The 20371-nt window shown below is 63.1% G+C and carries 19 protein-coding genes; 13 read left to right on the top strand and 6 right to left on the bottom strand.

Annotated features, from left to right (window positions below; genetic code table 11):
* Positions 1–18: 18 nt before the first annotated feature.
* Positions 19–975, bottom strand: a complete 957-nt coding sequence (locus DFR74_RS31315; protein ID WP_067511557.1) for a GGDEF domain-containing protein — start codon at positions 973–975, stop codon at positions 19–21.
* Positions 976–1446: 471 nt separating this feature from the next.
* Here DFR74_RS31315 and DFR74_RS31310 point away from each other — a divergent pair, with 471 nt between their 5' ends.
* The 3 genes from DFR74_RS31310 to DFR74_RS31300 are packed head-to-tail and all read left to right on the top strand — an operon-like array spanning position 1447 to position 3112.
* Positions 1447–1827, top strand: a complete 381-nt coding sequence (locus DFR74_RS31310; RefSeq protein WP_067511528.1) for a hypothetical protein — start codon at positions 1447–1449, stop codon at positions 1825–1827.
* Positions 1824–2399 carry a hypothetical protein gene (locus tag DFR74_RS31305; protein WP_067511527.1) on the top strand — a complete coding sequence of 192 codons (576 nt, stop codon included), beginning with the start codon at positions 1824–1826 and terminating at the stop codon, positions 2397–2399. Before DFR74_RS31310 ends, DFR74_RS31305 begins: the two co-directional genes overlap by 4 nt.
* Entirely contained in the window at positions 2396–3112 is a 717-nt protein-coding gene (locus DFR74_RS31300) for an ESX secretion-associated protein EspG (RefSeq protein ID WP_067511526.1), read from the top strand. Before DFR74_RS31305 ends, DFR74_RS31300 begins: the two co-directional genes overlap by 4 nt.
* Before the next feature lie 83 nt (positions 3113–3195).
* Here the strand turns inward: DFR74_RS31300 and DFR74_RS31295 are convergent, their stop codons facing one another.
* Positions 3196–3837: a peptide deformylase gene (locus tag DFR74_RS31295; RefSeq protein WP_198161819.1), complete on the bottom strand. Its 642-nt coding sequence runs from the start codon at positions 3835–3837 to the stop codon at positions 3196–3198.
* 123 nt (positions 3838–3960) lie between these two features.
* Between DFR74_RS31295 and DFR74_RS31290 the strand changes: the two genes are divergently transcribed.
* From DFR74_RS31290 to DFR74_RS31265, 6 genes are all read left to right on the top strand, one after another.
* Positions 3961–4449: an FBP domain-containing protein gene (locus DFR74_RS31290; protein ID WP_067511524.1), complete on the top strand. Its 489-nt coding sequence runs from the start codon at positions 3961–3963 to the stop codon at positions 4447–4449.
* 323 nt (positions 4450–4772) lie between these two features.
* Positions 4773–5327 carry a hypothetical protein gene (locus DFR74_RS31285; protein WP_067511523.1) on the top strand — a complete coding sequence of 185 codons (555 nt, stop codon included), beginning with the start codon at positions 4773–4775 and terminating at the stop codon, positions 5325–5327.
* A 297-nt stretch (positions 5328–5624) separates the two neighbouring features.
* Positions 5625–6104 (top strand): helix-turn-helix domain-containing protein, encoded by a 480-nt coding sequence (locus tag DFR74_RS31280; RefSeq protein WP_147266008.1) that lies wholly within the window; start codon positions 5625–5627, stop codon positions 6102–6104.
* A gap of 332 nt (positions 6105–6436) precedes the next feature.
* Positions 6437–7825, top strand: a complete 1389-nt coding sequence (locus DFR74_RS31275) for a 3'-5' exonuclease (protein ID WP_067511522.1) — start codon at positions 6437–6439, stop codon at positions 7823–7825.
* A complete protein-coding gene (locus tag DFR74_RS31270) occupies positions 7822–8463 on the top strand; it encodes a DarT ssDNA thymidine ADP-ribosyltransferase family protein (protein WP_084537937.1) in 642 nt (213 codons plus the stop codon). The genes DFR74_RS31275 and DFR74_RS31270 overlap by 4 nt, the downstream gene beginning before the upstream one ends.
* A 38-nt stretch (positions 8464–8501) precedes the next feature.
* On the top strand, positions 8502–10121 hold the full coding sequence (locus DFR74_RS31265; protein ID WP_084537943.1) for an ADP-ribosylglycohydrolase family protein: 1620 nt from the start codon (positions 8502–8504) through the stop codon (positions 10119–10121).
* A 109-nt stretch (positions 10122–10230) separates the two neighbouring features.
* Here DFR74_RS31265 and DFR74_RS31260 read toward each other — a convergent pair whose 3' ends face one another.
* Together DFR74_RS31260 and DFR74_RS31255 are read right to left on the bottom strand one after the other, a co-directional pair.
* Complete coding sequence (locus DFR74_RS31260; RefSeq protein WP_067511521.1) at positions 10231–10977, bottom strand: TIGR02391 family protein; 747 nt, start codon at positions 10975–10977, stop codon at positions 10231–10233.
* Positions 10978–11747: 770 nt separating this feature from the next.
* A complete protein-coding gene (locus tag DFR74_RS31255; protein ID WP_147266006.1) occupies positions 11748–12734 on the bottom strand; it encodes a restriction endonuclease in 987 nt (328 codons plus the stop codon).
* Between the two features lie 205 nt (positions 12735–12939).
* On the opposite strand from DFR74_RS31255, the gene DFR74_RS31250 reads away from it, so the two are divergent.
* The 4 genes from DFR74_RS31250 to DFR74_RS31235 all read left to right on the top strand — a co-directional run bounded on the left by DFR74_RS31250 (position 12940) and on the right by DFR74_RS31235 (position 17473).
* Positions 12940–13557, top strand: a complete 618-nt coding sequence (locus DFR74_RS31250) for a hypothetical protein (RefSeq protein WP_147266005.1) — start codon at positions 12940–12942, stop codon at positions 13555–13557.
* Between the two features lie 127 nt (positions 13558–13684).
* Entirely contained in the window at positions 13685–14563 is an 879-nt protein-coding gene (locus DFR74_RS31245; RefSeq protein WP_067511519.1) for a hypothetical protein, read from the top strand.
* A gap of 10 nt (positions 14564–14573) precedes the next feature.
* Complete coding sequence (locus tag DFR74_RS31240; protein WP_147266004.1) at positions 14574–15284, top strand: hypothetical protein; 711 nt, start codon at positions 14574–14576, stop codon at positions 15282–15284.
* The gene (locus tag DFR74_RS31235; protein WP_067511517.1) at positions 15281–17473 is read left to right on the top strand and encodes a hypothetical protein; all 2193 of its coding nucleotides are present in this window, start codon (positions 15281–15283) and stop codon (positions 17471–17473) included. Before DFR74_RS31240 ends, DFR74_RS31235 begins: the two co-directional genes overlap by 4 nt.
* 490 nt (positions 17474–17963) lie before the next feature.
* Here the strand turns inward: DFR74_RS31235 and DFR74_RS31230 are convergent, their stop codons facing one another.
* A complete protein-coding gene (locus DFR74_RS31230; protein WP_232331836.1) occupies positions 17964–19880 on the bottom strand; it encodes an ATP-binding protein in 1917 nt (638 codons plus the stop codon).
* Between the two features lie 245 nt (positions 19881–20125).
* Positions 20126–20371, bottom strand: a 246-nt coding sequence (locus tag DFR74_RS36795; RefSeq protein ID WP_211334146.1) for a hypothetical protein, incomplete at its 5' end; no start/stop codon positions are given.

The following is a 20371-nucleotide window of genomic DNA, read 5'->3' as shown; positions in this document are numbered from 1 at the left end:
CGGCGCGCGGCCCCCTCGTCAGCCCGCGACGGCCGCGCCGATCTCCGGTTCGTCGGTGTCGGAATAGTGGAAACGGCGCCCACCAGCGGTCTTCGCGGTGTACATGGCCCGGTCGGCGCGGCGCAGCAGATCGATGAAGTCACACGGCGCGCCGGGCGGGTTGAAGGCCGTGCCCACGCTCGCCGACACCGGCACCGGGCCCGCCGCCGTCCACACCGGATCGCGCAGCGCGACCACGATGCGATTGGCGATATCGGTCAATGTCTGGCCGTCCCGGTTCAGCGCGACGACGAATTCGTCGCCGCCGTACCGGCAGATGACCGTGTCGGGCGGGCACACCTCGCGCAGGCGGTTGGCCAGCTCCACGAGGACCTCGTCGCCGACGGCGTGGCCGTAGCCGTCGTTGATCTGCTTGAAGCGGTCCAGGTCGATGAGCAGCAGGCCGACGCAGCTGGTGGGATCGGTCGCCATGCGGCGCACCCGGTCCTGCAGCAGGGTGCGGTTGGCCAGATCGGTGAGCGCGTCGTGGGTGGCCTCGTGGCGCAGCCGGTGCTGGAGCGCGGCGATCTCCTGCACGCGCAGCGACACCTTCGCCGAGAGGTTCTGCTCCTGCTGTGCCAGCGCGCGCTCCTGGAGGGCCTGGGCGTAGCTGTCGATGGCCTGGCTGGCCACGAACGGCCAGCGCGTGGCCACCAGCGAGCCGGGACGCCCGGAGGGGAATCCGAGTAGCCAGCGGCTCGCCTGGGCCAGCATCCGGGTTCGCTCGAACGGCGGGTCGGCCAGGCGAGCGCCCAGCATCCGCGCCTCGGGCACCGGGAAGGGCTCGTGCTTGGCCAGATACAGCAGCCGCTGCACCAGCTCGATGAGAACAGGTTCCAGCTGCGCGGGCGTCGTGTGCGAGCCCGGTTCGGCGCACACGGCGCGCGCCCAGTCGCGACACATCTCGCGCACCCGCGGTTCGGGATCGGTCGCCATGTCGATCACCGGCCGCTGGTCAGGTCGGTACCCGGGTGGCCTGTGCGCGCACAGATGCCGGTCTCACCCCGTTCGTTACTGCTATGCGGTTGTGCCCACCACGCTCGGCGCACGCTCACCGCCCCCTTTCCAGATACCCCCGTCCGGCAAAAAGGATCCTAGCAAGCCACCCGGCGGCGAAAAACGGCGTTTTACAACGAGTTTTCGCTGCCTCGCGAATGGCGATCGGGTATGACATCGCCGTCCGGGCCGAAGTGTTACACCCCACTTTTCATTAGCTGAACATTAGCTTTCGGGGCTGCCGAAGGTGTGCTGAACCGACTGGTCAGGATGGTTCCCGGCGTGCGCGCCCGGCGGCGATTTGTGAGATGTACGAACACCGCCCCGCGGCCCTGCCCCCGCGCGCACCGGCGCTGATAGGCTGCCTTGCTCTACGACCGTGGCGCCGATCGAGAGCGAGGGGGTGGATCCGTGCGACCTGATCAGGCGCGCGACGCCGGGAGCGGTCTCTACGACGCCGCCGCGGCCGGGGATTTCCGGATGCCGGAGCAGACCGCGCAACGGCTGGCGGCCGCGTGCGACGCGCTGATCGACGGACTCGGCGCGCTGCGGAACTCCAGCGCCGGACTCGCCCACGTGACCGGATTCCCGGAGCTGCCCTCGGGCGTGGCGCTCACCAAGGGGTTCGCCGGGAAGGGCACGCAGTTCACCGAGGTCGTGGCCGACCTGCGGGAGGCCGCGCTGCGCTACAAGGCCGGATTCCTCGCCGCCGGGCGCCTGGTCGCCGAGGCCGACGCCGCCAACAGGGCCGCCCTCGACCTGGCCGCCGACCGTCTGGACGGCGGCGCGTGAACCACGGCGCGGACGCGGCGACCGACCCGCCGTACGTCACCGACCGGGAGTCCTTCGACGCCTACACCCACCGCGAGATCTGGGAGCTGGTGCACGAGGCGCTGCGCCCGGTCGAACTCGGCCGCCTGGCCGACGGCTGGGAGGCCGGGGCCGACGAACTCGACGAATTGTTCGGCGCCTTCGCCGCGGCCGTGCACCAGGAGCTGGCCGACTGGCAGGGACAGGCCGCCGACGCGGCGCGCGCCTCCACCGAGCAGTTCATCCTGCTAGGCGCCGCCGTGCGCGACGTGTGCGCCGATATGTACCGGCGGATGGAGGCGAATTCGGCGGCCGCGCAGGCGATCCGGGACGCGATCCCGCCGCCGCCGGAACCGTATACGCCGCACCCGGATCCGGTGGTGGAGGCGGTGGACGGCGGGCCGCGCAAGATGGCGTACGACATCGCCGCCGCCGAAGCCCTGGCCGCCGCCCAGGACACCTTGACCTTTCACTACAACACGACCCTGGTGGCCTCCGGCGACGCCGTTCCCTCGTTCGGCGGGCCCGGCCCGGGAGGGGAGGACGCGCCGTGAGATGGGTGTTCACTCCCGACGAGTTCACCTACGTGTGGTCGGTGGAGACCGGCCGCGACCGCCGCCCGTATCCGATCAACATGGCCCATCGCGGCACCGTGCGCAGCGAGAACGACCGGGAGAAGCTCGATCTCGCCGAACGCTTCCCCCGCAACGTCGATCCCGACCTCACCGGCGCGCTCACCCTGTGCGCGCGCTCGGACGTCACCACCATCACCGTCTCGGGCGACCGCTACGGCGCCGACGGGCGCGCCGAGGAACCGATCCTCGCGTTCGGGGCGGCGCATCTGGTGTGGGGGACGGTGCTGATCGCCGGGCCGTGCGACGTCACCGTCATCGCCTGCCACGCGCGCACCGTGCCACGGCACCTGGTGGACGCGATGGGGCACACGCCGCCCGGACGCCTGGCCACCATGCGCGAACCGCGCGAGGCCGTGCTCTACGACGACCCGAACCGCTGGGACCGCACCGAAGCCGCCGACCGCGCCGCCGTCTTCCGCGAAACCCTGCACCGCCCCATCGACGCGCGCGGCTTCATCACCGTCACCGTCTCCCCGGAAGACCCGATGTCGCCGCCGACCCGCCACCGCACCTGGCTCGACTTCACCGGCGATGGACGCTACCTGCTCACCACCGCCACCCACCTCACCCTGGCCCCGGTCACCGACACCTCCCTGACGACCCACCTCCGCCACCTCGCCGCGATCCGCTGACGGCCGCCGAGCCGAGTCCATTCGCATGGATCTGCCGCGCGGCGCGCGCCGGAAATGTCGCAGGGGAGTGGGTTTCGGGTGGGTCAGTGGGGGAGGGGGAAGAGGAGGGCGATGGCGGCTTCGTGGGGGGTGGGGTGGTGCCAGCGGGTGGTGACGGCGTCGTTGGTGGACAGGGAGCGGAGGTCGGCGCGGTCGAGGTAGAGGGTGCCGTCGAGGTGGTCGGTCTCGTGCTGGACGATGCGGGCGGGCCAGCCGTGCACGAATTCGTCCACGCGGTGGCCGGTTTCGTCGAGGGCGGTGAGGTGGATGTCGGCGGGGCGCGTCACCACGGCTTCCCATCCGCTCACGCTGAGGCAGCCCTCGAAGAACGCGGCGCGTTCGGCGGAGGCGGGGGAGTAGACCGGATTGACGAGGACGCGGAACGGCAGCGGCTCGCGGGCCCGCGCGGCGCGGACCTCCTCGGAGACCTGTGCCGCGTCCTCGAGCACCGCCACCCGTAGCGGAATGCCGACCTGCGGCGCGGCCAGGCCGACGCCCGGTGCGGCGTGCATGGTCTCGCGCATCGCGGTGATCAGCCGGGCGAGCAGGGCGTCGTCGAGTTGCCCGTCGAAGTGCGCGGCGGGGCGGCGCAGCACCGGGTCGCCCGCCTGCACGATCGGCAGCGGGCCGTCGGTCGCGAGCAGCTCCGACACCAGGTCGAGCAGCGGGCGGTCGTGGGAGGCCATGGATGCCAGCATGGCAATCCGGTGGCGGCACGCGAAGCGCGGGATCGGAAATTGCGTTGCCGTCGCGGGCGGCGATCCGTAACGTCGCCGCGGTTTGTCACTACCGAACGGAAAGGATCCGTCATGGAACCCGTCACCGAACGCGACATCAGGTCGTCGTTCGTCAACTGCTCCAAGGGCGACGCCAAACGCCTGTCGGTGCCGCGCGATCTGGTCGAATATCCCTGGGAGGACTTGGATTTCCTCGGCTGGGGCGACCCGTCGCTGGCCGGGCGCTGCTACGTCGTGGTGCCGCGCGAGGACCGCCTGGTGGGCGTGGCGCTGCGCCACGAGACCGGTGGCTCCGGCAAGGCGCAGATGTGCGCGATCTGCCTCACCACCCACACCGGTGGCGGCGTGCGTCTCATGACCGCGAACAAGGCGGGCGAGTCCGGCCGTCGCGGCAACTCCATCGGCACCTACATGTGCACCGATCTGGCCTGCTCGCTCTACGCGCGCGGCAAGAAGCGCCCCGCGCTCGGCAGCCGCTACCGCGAGGACCTGACGGTCGAGGAGAAGATCGCCCGCGTCCGCGAGAACATGGACGCCTTCCTCACCAGGCTCCACGCCTGACCCACCCGCCCCCGCGAACGAAAGGAGTCGGATGCCATGCGCCGACACTCGATACCCACGACCACGCACCCCGAGTTCCGCACCCGAACTCGGGGTGCCGCCGACACCTCCCCGGTTGAGACCGCCCGGCCCCACCGGACCGTTTCATCCGGGGAGGAGTCGCTTCGAACCATTCAGGCCACGCCGGGTGGAGCCTCCGTGGTCTGGTGGCACTCGTCGTGGTGGCCGTCGCGGCTGGGTGTGGGCTGGATCTGTCCGACGAAGGCCCCACTGATCAGGGCATTCTCGACTCGACCGGTTGACGCTCGAAGGCGCCGCAGCCATTGCTCTCGACAATCTCGTCTCCGTCGCACCGAGGCCGGGCGAAGGGTCATCCATGGCACGACCAAGCAAGAAGGTGCCGCTACGACGCTTCCCGGACGCTGACCGGGTCGCCGTGGAAGTTCACTGTCGATCACCCATTCCAGAACGTCACCCACGAAACGATCGAGGCCACGCTGGGCCGGGTCGACACGCTGACCGAGCGGGGCTTCACTCGTGAATCCGCCACCCGCGGACGCCGCTACACCGACAACCGCGGCTTCACCGTCGACGCCTATCCGGCCGGCGCCCGAGAGTCCGTCGTGAAGTCCGCCTCGCCGTGCGCGGCCGCCGACGATTCCGGTCGGGACATTATCCTCGGCGCCGAACAACAACGGCGTACGGTTACCGCGCTCGCGCTGTCCGCCTGGGACTCCGGCGACAAGGCGAGCCTGTCCGCCATCACCTGTGGAGCGCTCAACACCCAATTGCCTCCGACCACCTACGAGTCCGACGTCGCGTTCAGGGAGAGACCGCCTGCGCGAACGCTGCCGCTCGCGGCACAAGCCGACTGGTGAGCCTCGGTGCTGTCGAATGGGTGGACCCTGACCGTCCGGATGATCCCTTCTTCCACGCGACGCCACCGCGACGGTGATTGTGCGACACGAACGGCCGTCACCGGAAAACCACAGCGACACCGCGATTCGCCGTGCGACGTACACCACGACGACCACCCGCGATCGCTGGAACCTGTGCTCGTTCGAGGGAGGGTGAACGGTACTGCGGGACCCGCCGTTCCCGGTCGGCTGCACTGTGGACACCGTTCGGAAACCGATCCCCGATTCGGGACGGCCATCTGCGCGGTAGTCATCGCGATGGACCCTGCCGACGGAATCTGCCTGGTCGATGGTTCCGGTAAGTCTGTATTGGTCGGCCTCCTCGCCCGCTATTCAAAACAGTGGTCAGCCCAGGACCTCGCCCGGATCATTGCCCTCGTCGAGTCCGCACCCCGCCGCCGACCAGTGCAAACACCGCCCACGCCCTACCGCATCGCCCGTCGCCTGTCTCCCGATACCATCACGGCCATCGTTGCTGCCTACCAAGCCGGCAGCACGACGCCCGAACTCTGCCAGCGCTACGGACTATCCAAGGGCAGCCTGCTCAAGCTCCTGTCCGACAACGGCGTCACCATGCGCCGCCAACCCCTCACCAATGACCAGATCACCCAAGCCGTCCAGCTCTACACCGACGGCAATTCCCTCCGCACCATCGCCCGCCAACTCGGCAGCTCCTTCAGCACCATCCGTGAAGCCCTCATCGCTCACGGGGTGACGATGCGTCCGGCAAGGAAGTAGGAGCGGATTCACGAGGGCGACGTGTAGGTCAAGATGCTGCGCTATGTGACCTTGGGCAGCTGCCACTCTGGCCGATGCCGAAGTGTAAGCAGCTTGCTTCGAGCCAGGCGCGAAACGCACTACTCGGCGCAAGGACGACATGATTAGAAGTCCCGCGTCCACGCACACCTCCATTCCACCGTCAGTGGCCAGCGTGCATCCAACGGCGAAACGACGGATGAGCCTCAAGGGGAGGAGACACTGCGTGTGGTGTGCACAACAGGACGTCGCGTGGCGTACCATCCTGGCCATGTGAGCCTGGCACACTGGGCCCCAACCTGCTGGAGGCGGCTATGCGCATATTGCCCGACGTCAGTCCGACACCCGAGCAGTTGACAATTCTACTCGACCCTAGTCCTGGCGTATTGGTTATTCGAGGCGCCGCCGGAAGCGGAAAGACGACGACAGCATTACTTCGTCTGAAACACCTCTGTGGATTTTGGTTAGCACGTCGAAATCGGTTGCGCCTTCAAGATCCGGTTCGGGTTCTGGTTCTAACCTATAATCGAACCCTTGAGGGATATGTATCAGAGCTGGCGCATCATCAGGTGCAGGAGAATGTGAATTTGCATCTGACAGTAACAACGTTTGGTAAATTTGCCACCGATTTGGTCGGAACAACGCCGGATGTCGTCGAGACGGAACAAATACTGGGCGAGCTTATTGAACCCTTTGGAATGCCCGAGTCGTTTCTTCGTGATGAAATCCAGTATCTACTTGGTCGGTTTGAGCCACATCGAATCAACGAGTATCTGACGACTCAGCGCGACGGTAGAGGGCTCTCCCCGAGAATGGAGACAACGACTAGGCGCCGCCTCCTGGATCGCGTCGTATATCCATACCTAGACAAAAAGAAAACCCGCCATCTCCGGGACTGGAATGATATTGCACTAGAGGCGGGGAAGTCCTCCGGAATGCCGTGGGACGTGGTAATCGTGGATGAAGCTCAGGACTTTTCTGCGAACCAAGTGAGGGCAATCTTGAAGCATGTTGCCGACGATCACTCGATTACATTTGTAGTCGACACTGCGCAAAGAATATACCCTCGTTCCTTCACTTGGAAGGAAGCTGGCGTCATCCAGCCGCGGAGTCGGTCTCTGAAGAAAAACTACCGAAATACAAAACAGATAGCTGCTTTTGCCCGGGGCCTGGTAGAAGGCATGGCAATTGGAGATGACGGTGCACTGCCGGATCTGCGTGCGGCGAATAATTCTGGACCTCTCCCAACCGTGCTAGTGGGAAAATTTTCTGACCAGATGAAATGGTCGATATCGAATGTTGTATCTATTGCAAGCCTTGCGGACGAGTCTGTGGTGTTTCTGCACCCTCTTGGCGGCGGATGGTTCCGCTACGTCAAGGAACAACTTGAGCGTTACAGTATTCCATATGTCCAACTCGCCCGATCGAGCAAGTGGCCTGGCGGCCAGGAGACTGTGGCGCTGTGCACGATTCATTCGGCAAAAGGTCTAGAGTTCGATCACGTGATAATCCTTGGTCTTAACCAAGAAGTCACTCCCCATGGAGATGGTGCGGGAGACGCTGGACTGGAGAACTTGCGCCGGCTACTGGCCATGGGCATAGGAAGAGCGCGAAAGTCCGTTACCGTCGGATTCAAGCAGGGCTCCGCCTCGACATTAATTGGTATCCTGAACCCTTCGACATACCGAAAGATTGAACTGTGAATAACGAGATCTTGAAGTTCCTACGTGAACGCAATATCTCCGAAGTCGTTCACTTCACAACCAATCATGGACTTGTCGGAATATTCGCCTCTGGTGTTGTAAGAAGTCGAGACAGGCTGGATGTTGACGAATATTTGGAGAATATCAGGCTGGCGAATTGCGAGGTTCGCAAAGACCCGGAGTGGACAGACTACGTCAACATGTCGATATCCGTGGTCAACCGTCGCATGCTTGGAACATCCCAGAACTGGCATCAGACAGATAGCGTATGGTGGGCTGTGCTATCTTTTGAGCCCGATATACTGGCTGATAAAGGCGTATGGTTTACAACCACCAACAACACGTATACGACTACTGTTCGTCGAGGGCAGGGTCTCGCCGGTCTTCAGGACATGTATAGTGAATCGGTGCCATGGGGTTGGTATGGCCACCGGAGCACGCGTCAGGCTGGGCTTGCCAGCGACCGGCCGACAAATGATCAGGCAGAAGTACTTTATCCGGGGGAACTGTCGCTGGCTCGACTACGAGCGATATATGTACCGGAGGAGGAGCACATGGACTACATCGAAGGTCTAATTGCTACCTTCCCCAAAGTGCCGCATGTGCCAGTGTCCTGCCGTCCAGAGGTATTTCAGTGACTAATTTCGGATATCGGGCAGAACAAACCGTATCCTCTATGCTGTGGGCGGCATGGGCGGATGCCTTGGGCTGGATTTCTGAGCTCACCACTGCGGAGAACTTTCGGCGACGTACTCAAGGGCGTGCTCTCACTGAGCCGTTCGCTTGGGAGCGCAATATCGGTGGACGGTCTGGGCCTCGAGTCAAACTGCCAGCAGGGTGTTACTCGGACGATACACAGCTAAGGCTGGCTACGGCTAGAGCGATTTCGTCTGCAGGGTTCGATGTCGAAGCGTTCTCCCGAGTGGAGCTGCCGGTTTGGCAGTCTTATGCGCTCGGCGGCGGCCGATCTACCAAGGCGGCCTCGGCATCAATGGCGAAACAGACTGCGAATTGGGCAGCGAACTTTTACTCCGGATGGGAAAAGTCCGGGGGTAATGGCGCTGCCATGCGGATCCAGCCTCATGTCTACGCCTCGCCGGACCTTCAGTCGTACGGTCATATTGACGACGTAATTAAGAATTCGATCGTCACTCATGGCCATCCTAATGCGTTAGTCGGAGCCGTTTTGCATGCAGCGGCACTCACAGTTGCGATGGCGGAGCAACGTCCTCCTGGTCCGGATAACTGGAATAGGATTATTGAGGTTGCCCACGAGTCATTCGAAATCTTCAATCACTGTGCGGAACTCGCAGCATACTGGCGTCCTCGTTGGGAATCGGTCACAGGACGACGATTCGATATAGAGTGGCATAATACGGTGGACCACGCTAAACGGCTGCTCTACGAGTCAGTTGATGCGTATGATGCGCTGCACGCTTCTCGGAACGATAGAGTCATGGCAGGCGCCGCATACGAGTTACTCGTGCGAGTGCTTAGTCTCGATGACGCCCGTACAGTTGGAAATGGTCTAACGACCTCGATTGCCGCGATAGTACTTGCCGGGGCGCTTCCTGATCACCCTGCTCAGTCTGCGCAACTGTCTGCCGCTCGTCTCAACACTGACACGGACACAATAGCGACGATGGCTGCGGCGATCGTCGGTGCGTTAAGTCCGGCTAAACTTCCGTCGCCGCTTCTCGACATCGGGCACATCACTACGGAAGCGCGACGATTGGCGGCAATTTCCTTTGGTGAGGAAACTGCGGCATTCCCCTATCCGGACTTGCTGAAATGGACTGCACCGAAATCTGCACTGGACAGCTTGGGAGTTGCAGATTCGAAACTAGCTGTATCGGGTCTTGGATGGGTGCATCCGTTTGGTGACGTGTACGTTTCAAAGCTTGGTAATTGGCAATGGATGACAACTTCCTTTGGTCCAACGCTTCTGCTTAAACATAGGGTTCACATTCCAGATCTTCCACTAGGAAATTGGCCTGTGGCGCCTACAGTGGGTGTGGATGTGGCGAGTAGTCGGGGTAATCCAAGAACCTCTGCCCAGTCGTCGTTGTTCGAGGATGAATCCGAATCGGAGCCCCGTCATCTCTATCAGGAGGAAGGTAGGCGTTTAAACATTCGACTTATACTAGATTGGCTCGATGGTCGAGGCTATAGCGATAAGGATCTGGGGTACGCGTTTCGCCGTGTAATCGAACGAGGAACGTCTTCCCAACTGGCTGAGTTTACCAAAGAGGTTCAGCGGGCTATCCGGCGCGATGCGGGAGATACTAAGCACTAGCCAGTGATTAGTTGAGTGTCCGCAACTTGTGGCCAGCATAGTTCGTTAACGCCGGTAATTGGGGTAGGTGAGGCAGTTGTCCGGTGCTTCGGACGGACGATGGTCTTCCTCACTTGGTAGCGTCGTTCGACGGTGCTATTTCTACAATCGCGCGACTGACCCATTTCGCAAGAATGCTGAATGCCGCTAGATGTTCAAGGGCTTCGTGCTCGCTGATTTGTTCATGCACGGTATGACTTATAGGGTTTCTAATGGCTGCGTAGCACCCGCGAGCGAAGGCTGCGGCGCCTTGGTGAATACTTTGGTATGTTTTGCTGCCGTCATTCTCCATGATGCGAAGACGGGGTGCTCCCGTCTTCGGAGCATCCAACGTAAATGCCTGCGCGAACAGGTCGGACTCAGATACTTCCCGTCGGCCCACCTTATCTTGGGTTCGTGCGTTAACGACAACACTTGCAGCGCGGACCGCCTCAGAAAAGTGGCCGCTCATCCAGAGGGGCTTCGCGGCTTCCCATACCCAGTCATGCAGCTGGTTGGCGTTTAGTGATGGTGCGTTGTCGCCGAGATTCGCGTCAAACTCATTCTGCATCTGTATTTCCTCGATGGCGCGGACGCAGAATTCCTTACGTTGGCTCCAGACATTGTCCATCATGCCGGTCTTCAGTTCGGTTCGCCATGTGGGAATGATACGATCAAGAATTTTCTCAGCGGCTACTGACGCTGACTCCATCTTTCTCTTTTTTTCGTTGTTTTCAGCAGTCGGGGGAATGGTTGGCGCAAGAGAGTTATATTGCTCTACAGCTTCGACGAATGCTTCAAGCCGAGCTATCGCCCATCTTGTATTTAGGGATGTCACCGTAATTTATCCTACATTCGAATGAAAATCCTGGCTGCGCCGCTAGGCGATGCGATAGAAGTGTGGAGCCTGAATAGGCTGAAGGGCACTCGTCGCCACAGTTTCCTATAGCTTCGGAACTACCGAGCCGGTCCTACAATTTGTAGGACCGGCTCGGTAGTTCGATAGACCCTACGCCAGCTGAACGAGCTTCCAGCTCACGGCCTTGCCGCCGTACGGAGGCATAACGTTCCCCTTGGCGATGGGTGCCGTGGTCGACGGCGTGCCGACTACCTCCCAAACGCCACTCTGCGGGCAACGCTCGCCTGTGCGGGCGATGGTTCCGATCGGACTCATATCGAGCCAACCTTCCACTGATGGCCCGCAACATCCGTCACGGACCAGGCAACAGCGGGTAAAGCTCTGGTCACGATGTGTCCGCTGTCACTGACAGCGGTACAGCCTCCTGGTAGCTTCAGCGCCCTACCGCCAAGTAGACACGTAAGCCCCAGGTCCAGAGCCCCTCGGCATTTGGCCTGGGGTTTGCTGTGTACCAACGTCCGATCTTACAGCCGTGGGATTCCCGGCGAAAGCCAATTCTCGGCGTCCTTGACGCTTCAAACGTGATGTCGGCCACATCCAATGAACATGCAGGTGGCCGGCGGACTTCTGCTGCGCGGCAACAAGATCGGCAGGCCTTCCGGCAGCATCTCTGTGGCCGGGGCACGGTCGAAGCCTAGTTTTGCTAATGAATTGCCAAGTGGCCCTCGATCCGCCTGTGCGCGCTGGCCTCAGGTAAGCATCATGCTGACCGGGAAGTAGCACTCCCCGGTCTCGCTGGCGTGGCGCTTCTTCCGTGCCAGCAGCTCGTCGAGCCGGACGCGGTTGTCCAAGACGTAGAAGAGGTCCGTGCCATCCATGGTCAGAAACGGTGTCGCGGAGGCGTACTCGTTGATTGCGTCCTTCGTGAAGCCGGTGACGCTGACGATCAGCCCGGAAGCGTTCTTGTGCTTGCGCTCTACCTTCCTCGCGAAGGCATCGGCCTGCTCTCGGGTGACCTTCTCCTTTCGCCAGCGCGCTTCGAGGATGTAGTCGTCGCTGTCGAGGGTGAAGGCGCCGTCGATCTGCTCACGCTCAAGCTCGTACGCCCCTCTGGGGTTCAGGTCAAACAGGCCGAATAGGTGCAGCAGGAATAGCTCGAACGCCTTGCCGCGGGAGTGCGGGTTGTCGAGCTGGTGCAGGCGGAGGAAGTCCTGGTGCATCGTCTGCAGTGTGTTCTCGAACGCACGGCGGGACGCGAGCTGCTGTTCGAGTACCGCATGTTCAGCAGCGAGGCGCTCCCGCTCGTCCTGGAGGATCTCGTATCCCTCAGTGTGGCGCCTCATCTCGGCAACAGCTTTTCGGGCGATGCTGATCCGCTGTTCGGAGTCCTCCAGGTCTTCGAGATCCGGGAACCGCGTCATGTTTGCGACTTCGAGCATGAGGTGAAGCGTTGTGTCCCGGTACCGCGACTCGCCGGCCAGCAACCGGTCGACGACCGTATCGGTGATCTCCCACTTCGTCGGCGTCTTGAAGTCGACGCCGTCGAGCAGCTCGGGGTGCTCCCGGAACGCGGCCTTCAGGAAGGGCTTCAGCGTTCGTGCCTTGTACCAGACGATGGCGGGGAGCGCCTTGCGGAGGGCCTGGTACGCCTGGGCGGAGATGCGTGTGTGCCGGCGAGTCAGCGTCACCTTCCGCTCGCCATACACGCCGAGTCGCGCCTGATCATCCCGGCCCACCCTGACAAACCCCTTTGACCACCTGCTGCGCCTTCGCGCACTGACGATTTGGATCCGAGCCTTCACAGGATACCGACGTCGGTGAGGCGGCCCGCTGCCAAGCGGCGCACAGTCCGCTACCCTCGTGACGCGAGAACGGCGGCCGGACAGGCTCGTGTGGTTCGGCGGGTGCCGTCAAGGGGTTGACGACAGGAGGGGGTGGCTCGTGGTCTATGACGCTTCGGATTTTCCAGCGGTCCGCACGCCGATTCCGGTCATAGTCGCCGTTGCCGGCGGCATCGTGTGCAGCGTCGTGATGATCGCGACGGCTCTGGCCAACCAGCCGGGGATCATCGACCTCCTCGTAGTCACGCTTGTTCCAGGAGCTGCGGTCGTACGGGCCGTCGCCGATGGTCCGGCGGGCAAGGCCAAGGTAGTCGAGGTCATCGCGTGCCTGTTCGGGCTGCTGTGGCTATGGATGCGGCCGGACGTTGGAACGGTTCTGGTGGTGGCGCTTCTGCTGTTCCCCGTCCTTGGGGGAGAGGTCTACCGGTGGTTCCGACGGCAGAAGCAAGGCCGCGTGCGGTGGCTGAGCTTGCACCGGGCCGCTGCTGATGACGGCGCCCGGATCGTGTGGGTCCAGCACGCCAGCCCCCGCGGCGAGCAAACGCAGGTGCTGCTCATGGACCCCAGCACCGGGGAGGAGACAACGCCGCGTTCGCTGTGGGGCCAATGGCCCGCCCAGATCTACGTCGCCATCACGGGAGGCCGGCGTGTGCTGGCCATGTCGCTGCGCGGTGACGACAAAGCAGCGGAGCGGCTCGCCAAGTACGAAGTGGCGTGATCGAATCCGACCAACTGGTCGCCTGCGCGCGGGCGCGCGGCTCGGTACTGTGGGGCTGGCCGTCTGCTGAGGGGTTGTGGTCAGGGGCGGGTTCTGCGCAGAAGGCTCACTGAACAGGGAGGGTGTTGTGGCGTACTCGGCGGAGATCAACCGGAAGCGGCCGGCGTTGCTGGTGCTACTCATCGACCAGTCGACATCGATGAGTGATCCGTGGGCGGGAACCGGTGCCAGCAAGGCGCAGGCACTGGCGCAGGCGGTCAACGTGACGCTGAACAACGCGATTGGGTTGTGCAGCAAGGGAACTGCGCGCATTTACGACTACTTCGAGATTTGCGTGCTCGGGTACGGCGCTGATGTGCAGCTCCAGCTGTCTGGCACCGATGCCTATCGGCCAGTGCTGCCGATCAGTGAGTTGGCGCGGGCGCCAAAGCACATCGAGATGCGCCAGCGCCAGGAGGTGAACCACGCGGGGAGACCAGTGACAGTGGAATCGCCGTTCCCTGTCTGGATTGACCCAGTGTTTGGCGGCATGACGCCGATGACCGCGGCCTTCCGTACGGTCGAGCCCATCGTGGCCGCTTGGTGCAGCGACCATGCGTCGAGCTTTCCGCCCATCGTTGTCAATATCACCGACGGTGAAAGCACTGATGGGGATCCGACGGCGGCAGCGCAGCGGGTGGCGGCGATTAGTACCGACGACGGCTCGTCGTTGATCTTCAACGTCCATCTTTCGAATGCTGCGGAACAGCCGTTCGCGTACCCGAGTTCCCGGGCTGGCATGCCCGACGCGAACGCGGATCTGCTGTTCGGGATGTCCAGCCAGTTGCCGCCGTCGTTGTACGAAGCGGCCCGCTGCGCAGGCAAGCAGCTCGAACCGGGTGCCCGCGGGTTCATCTATAACGCCGACGCGAGCAGCGTATTCGAGTTCCTGGACCTCGGGACTCGCGCGGTGACGCCGACCGGGCTGAAGGAGCTGACAAGCGGCCAGCCCGCCCTGGGCAGCTGAATCCGGCACAATGGCCATTTCGGAGCCACGGATCGCCGCATGCAGCGTGCCGAAACCCGAGGACACCGACGAGGACAACGAAGACCAGATCGCACACGCCGGCGATCGGGTCGCCCTGTCTGACGGTGCCTCCAGGTCCGCACGTCCCGAGGTCTGGGCCGAGCTGCTGGTAACGGCGTTCGTGTATGACGGGCTCGACCCTCTCGATCCTATGCACCTGGCCGTGCTGAGGGATAAGTGGATGGCCCAGGTTTCCGAACCTGAACTGCCGTGGTACGCAACGGCCAAGCTGGCTGAAGGCGGTGCCGCCACATTCCTCGGACTGCGGCTGCCCGACGCTGACGGGCAGTACTGGGCAAACGGTGTTGGCGACACCTGCCTGCTTCATATCCGCGATGGCGACGTTCTGAGCGCAGGTCCGCTGCAGCGGGCGCAGGACTTCAGTTCGCGTCCGTCGCTGGTATCGACGCGCCCAGGCGAGAACGGGTTTCTCGATCACGTCTGGCACCACGAGGCAATCGCTCGCCCCGGCGATGCGCTTATCCTCGCGACCGACGCCGCCGCGGCCTACCTCCTGGGTGGACCCAGCGAGCTGTACCAAGAGCTGGTCAGCACTGACGTGATGGTCCGGCACGACGAGTTCGAAGCCTGGGTCGACTTCGCGCGCGCCGAACGCGGCATGGCGCCCGACGATACGACGATCTGCGTGGTGTGGCTATGAGCTTGCCCAGCCTGCTTGATTACCAGCAGGCTGTCCTGCACCCAGAGATCGCCTTCCCGCGCGACCCGGAACTGCGCGCCGGGAAGGCCGCGATGACCCCTCTGGGCACAGCCGCGGTGGCGTCGGGCGGATTTGCCGCCACGTTCCGAATCCACAGCCCCGGCAGCGGCCGGAGCTACGCTGTGCGGTGCTTCCACAAGCTGACTACTGACGCGACGCTGGCGCAGCGCTACGCCCAGATCGCCCAGTTCGTCACCAGCAACCCTCAGCTGGATTTCCTTGTGGACGTCCGCTACGACACGAACGGTGTTGTCGTGGGCGGTTCCTCGCACCCGATGGTGCGGATGCCGTGGATCACGGGCGATCCGCTCGGCGACTGGGTCGACGACCATTTCGACGAGCCGGACGCGATCGAGGCCGTTCGGCGCAACCTTGCGGACGCCGTGCGTCGGCTGCGCGCCGTCCATGTGGCACACGGAGACTTGCAGCACGGCAATGTCATGGTTGGCGACGACTATGCCGTCACCCTGATCGACTACGACGGCATGTACCTTCGCGAACTGGAACCGTACGGGGCTGCCGAGCGTGGGCACCCGAACTACCAACACCCTGACCGCGGGAGCCGGTTCGATGAGAATCTCGACCTGTTCTCGGCCTACGTGATCGATCTGTCGCTGGCCGCGATCGCCCAAGACCCCGATCTCTGGGACAAGTTCGGCGGTGGCGGGCAAAACCTTCTGTTTAGCGCCAGCGACTACGCCGACCCAGGTACGTCGAAAGTGTTCGACGCGCTTCTGGCAAGCCCGCTCGCGCCGCGGGCCAGGGTGCTCAAGCAAGCGTGCATCACCAGCTACGAACAGATCGAGGACGCGCTGAGCGGCAAGCCGACCCAGTCGCGGACGGCCACTGCGACGGCAGCGCCAACCCCTACCGTCATGCTGGCCTCGAATGCTGCCGCGCTCCGCCGCAGACAAGGCGATCAGGTCACCATCGTCGGCACCGTCGACTCCACGAAGTGGCTATACAAACCTCATTGGAGTGGCGCCGTAGCCCTGATCAACTTCGGCTCCTACGTAAAAGGCGACTTTACGGTCGTCGCCTTTGGCCCAGTTGCGAGTGCACTCGAACGTCTCTACGGCAAAGGCCTCTACAAGCTGAAAGGCCAGACTGTCACACTGACCGGGCTGGTCACGCTGTATCAGGCCAAGCGTGCAACGAACCTGACTCCCCAGATGGTCCTGTCGCGTGCCGCCCAGCTCAAGACTCTGGACGCGGCCGCCTACGCCACGATGATGAGCGCAGCATCCGGAACGACCAAAGTACGCACACCGCCGACCATCCCCCGGGCGTCGAGTCGAACCGACACGGCCGCAACCGCTTCGGCCGCGCCGCCCCCCAAGCCGAAACCGCAGGCGCGCCCGGCAGCCAGCCCGACCGGGATCAACGACCTGTTGAGCACGATGTCCGCCCGGTTCCCGGTATCACCGCCACCACCATCGCCCGCAGCGCCGCCTAAAGCACCGAAACCGAAGCGCGAGGCACCGAAGCCGGAGACGCCGCCCCCTCCGCGGCCGACCCCAGGGCCAGCGACAGCGAGGCCGGTGCCGACGCGCACCGAAGCCCGTCCGACCGTGCCACCGGTGTCGTACCCGCCGCCTCCGCCTCGGTATCCACCGAGTTACCCACCACAGTGGGCGCAGCCACCTCGCCGAAAGCGCCACCGCCGGGTGCCGACAGCATTCCTGCTCGCGATCGGTGCCATCTGGGTCGTGATGCTCGGGTTGACAGCTCGCGGCTGTGTCGCCACGTTCGACTCGTCGGCGCCGCCACCGGCGCCCATCCGGTTCCAATCGGCCAGCTCAAACCTTTCCTGTCTGGTTGTTTTCGAATCGCCGGCTTCGGTCCGGTGCGACGCCGGGCAGGTCCTGTACCAGCCGCCACCGCCACCGCCCAATTGCGCCCCAGAGCATTTCGGCCGAACGGTCGTCCTTACCGAGGGGCACGGGGCGGCTTTCGCGTGCGCCACCGACTCCCTGATCGACCCGTCTCTGCCGGTCCTCGAATACAACACGACGAGGACCTACGGGCCGTTCCGGTGCTCGATCGACTATCACTCCGGGGTGACGTGCCGCGAGGCGAATTCCTCGCGCGGGTTTCGGATCGAGCGCGACTCGTTCGAAATCTACTAGGGCGTCGCCCCGATTTGAAAGCTGCGGGAAGCACGGTGTCCCGACGTCGGGCCTGCGGGTGGTCTAGCGACAGATCGAACTCTCAATCGCTCTCTCTGGGAGCGGGATTCGTACTCCGAGTCGGCACGATGGGTGCATACTGTGACGTATGTCAAGCCAGCGTAAGCTTGTCGGAGTCATCGCCGGTCTGGTCGGCGCAGCTCTTCTTGTAGGACTTGGTGTCTATCTGGCCAGGATCGGACTTGATGAGGCCAACAAGGTAGCGAGTGTTATCAGTGCGTTCTGTGGACTGATAGCAGTGACAATCGCCCTTGTAGCCCTGGTGCCGAAGCCCGCGCCGCCTCCAGCACCTCCACCACAACCTCCGAAGCACGGAGGTAATACGATTACTGGCACCGTACATGGCCACGTAGTACAGGCGGATTCTATCGAGGGCGATACCGATCTGCGCTGATCGCCCACCATACTTCGGGTATCGACCGCCCGCCCGTTAGCGCGACGGCTCACCGAGATCGGCGAGGAGCTGTTGAACGCGTTCGGCGTCTACCCGGCGGTGTTGGTCTTGGTAGAGTTCCAAGGCCTCGGACCAAGCGGCGCGGGCGCGACTGACCATCCGGAGTGCCTGGTAGGTCTGCCCAACACGATCGAGGACGTCGGCTTCGTAGTATGTGTGCCCGAGGTCGCGATAGCGTTCCAGCGATCGCTCATAGTAGCTCAACGCCGTATGATGATTGCCAACCAGCTGAGCCAAGTATCCGAGGTTATTCAGTACTTCGGTCTCGCCTTGGTTGTCACCATTACTCCGGCACATCGACAGTGCAGCCTCGCAGTACCGCCGTGCGTTATCGTGTTGGCCGAGTCGAGCCGCGTATTGACCCATTGATGTCAGAGCCTGCGCTTCCCATACCGGATGACCCAGTGATTGGAACAGTCGACGAGCCTCGGCGGCATGGGCGAGCGCCTTTTGTTCGTTTCCCATTACCTCCTGTGCTTTCACAAGGAACGTGTGGGTATGCGCCTGGTTCAGAAGATTTCCTGTACGTTTGGCCACTTCCAGCGCATGACTCAGATTCTCAAGAGCGTCATCGTGTCTGCCAACCCGGACGTATGCATGGCCCAACAGGCGATGCGCAATAAACAGGGCATCTGGATCGCTGTCGCGGCGAGCGGCGGTTAATCCAGCGTGCCAGGCGGAAATTCGCTCATTCAGGAGACCCCGTCGATAGCGAAACGTGTCCAGCGCCCAGGTCAATTGCCAAGCGAGACGATGCCATTGATCGCCGGCGAGGCGTTCACTCGCCTCCAGGCAGGCAAACTCGGCGTCAAACCATTCCCAAGCAGCATCCTGGCTCGACGGCAGAGACCAGTTGCTGGAGGTGATCGAAATATCGATTTCAATCGGAGGCCGGCGGGGGTTGATGATCCGATCGGCAACGTGAGCTGTGTGGAGATAGAACTCAAGCAGCCGGTGGAGTGACACCTGTCGCTTGTCCTCAGGCTGAAGACGCTCAGCTTGCTGCACAGCGTAGAGGCGCACCAGGTCGTGCATCTGCCACCGGCCGGGAGTGTGCTGGTGGAGCAACGACTCACGCTCCAGGGCTCTCAGTACGGTGCTGGCTTTCGCTTCCGACAGTCCGAGCAGCGCGCCTGCGGCCGGTAGCGAGATGTCCGGTCCGGGTGCAATTCCCAGCATTTCGAAGGCTTCGGCCTGCTCCGGAGGTAATGCGGCAAACGACCATGACAGCACCGTCGTGATACTAGCCGCATCGCCATCGTCGAGAGCGTCCAGCCGCGCGGCGGCACTTTGGAGTTCTCGCGCTAGCTCCGCCAACGCGAAGGTTGGGTGGGCAGCGGCTCGGCTGGCGACGATGCTCAGGGCGAGGGGGAGACCCGCACAGTAGTTGAGCAATTCAGTGACCGGGCCAGGTTCTGCATCGACCCTTCTCTGCCCGAGTCGTGCGGCGAGAAGTTCGCGCGATTCGGTCGCGTCGAGGACATCCAAGTTCAGTCGCCGCGTGTCCTGTGTCGTAAGAAGTCCCGATAGCTGGTGGCGACTCGTGACCAGCACCGTGCACGCTGGTGTGCCTGGAAGGAGTGAAGCCACTTGGGTGGCATCACGGGCGTTGTCGAACACGATCAACATCGACTTCTGCGCGACGAGACTCCGGTAGAGCCCGATCTGAGTGTCCACATCTACAGGAATCCTGCTGGACTCAACGCCGAACGCATCCAGGAACCCTCGAACCGCGGTCCCGACCGACATTGGTCTCTCCGCAGGGCTGAAACCACGCAGGTCGACAAACAGCTGTCCGTCTGGGAACCGGTCGAGATGCTGATGGGCCCAGTGCAGTACGAGCCAGGTCTTCCCGATACCGCCAGCTCCGGTGACCGCAGACACCACAACCATTGAGCCTGGGGCGTCCAGCACCGCGTCGAGCTGCGTGAACTCGTGACGCCGACCAACGAACGATCCCGGCGCCGAGGGAAGTTGTCGCGGAACCGGTACGGACACCGGAACCCCACCGTATAGGTGGACATCGCCAGAGAGGGCGCCGACCTGCACGACGTGCCCTGACACGGACCCAGCCACGGCGTTATGGATCGACGGACCTGGGGGTGTCCGGCCGTCGGAGCTCGGCGTAGGGTTCTTGCTCATTGACATGGTTCCACATCGAGTTTGGCGCGGACGTAGCTCCTCGCAAGGCTGGCTCGCCGCGAGGTGATCTCGCTAAAGTGTATCTGCGGATCGCCTTTCAATGGAACAGTATCAACGTTCGATCTACGTCCAATCGTGTCGAATTTAGGTTGCGTCCGGCAGGGTGGTGTATCAGCCGGATCGTCCGGTGTGACCGGCGTGTCGTAGCCGGAAAGGAGATGGCCACCGCGTGATCCTTCAAG

The sequence above is a fragment of the Nocardia puris genome (assembly GCF_003315035.1).
GTDB classification, from domain to species: Bacteria; Actinomycetota; Actinomycetes; order Mycobacteriales; family Mycobacteriaceae; genus Nocardia; species Nocardia puris.
This window is presented reverse-complemented; position numbering and strand designations above follow the sequence as displayed.

Coding starts and splice junctions, on each gene's coding strand:
- DFR74_RS31315 (WP_067511557.1), bottom strand. CDS start 975: ATGGCGACCGATCCCGAACCGCGGGTGCGCGAGATGTGTCGCGACTGG.
- DFR74_RS31290 (WP_067511524.1), top strand. CDS start 3,961: ATGGAACCCGTCACCGAACGCGACATCAGGTCGTCGTTCGTCAACTGC.
- DFR74_RS31235 (WP_067511517.1), top strand. CDS start 15,281: ATGAGCTTGCCCAGCCTGCTTGATTACCAGCAGGCTGTCCTGCACCCA.
- DFR74_RS31295 (WP_198161819.1), bottom strand. CDS start 3,837: ATGGCCTCCCACGACCGCCCGCTGCTCGACCTGGTGTCGGAGCTGCTC.
- DFR74_RS31240 (WP_147266004.1), top strand. CDS start 14,574: ATGGCCATTTCGGAGCCACGGATCGCCGCATGCAGCGTGCCGAAACCC.
- DFR74_RS31280 (WP_147266008.1), top strand. CDS start 5,625: ATGGACCCTGCCGACGGAATCTGCCTGGTCGATGGTTCCGGTAAGTCT.
- DFR74_RS31275 (WP_067511522.1), top strand. CDS start 6,437: ATGCGCATATTGCCCGACGTCAGTCCGACACCCGAGCAGTTGACAATT.
- DFR74_RS31265 (WP_084537943.1), top strand. CDS start 8,502: ATGCTGTGGGCGGCATGGGCGGATGCCTTGGGCTGGATTTCTGAGCTC.
- DFR74_RS31230 (WP_232331836.1), bottom strand. CDS start 19,880: ATGGTTGTGGTGTCTGCGGTCACCGGAGCTGGCGGTATCGGGAAGACC.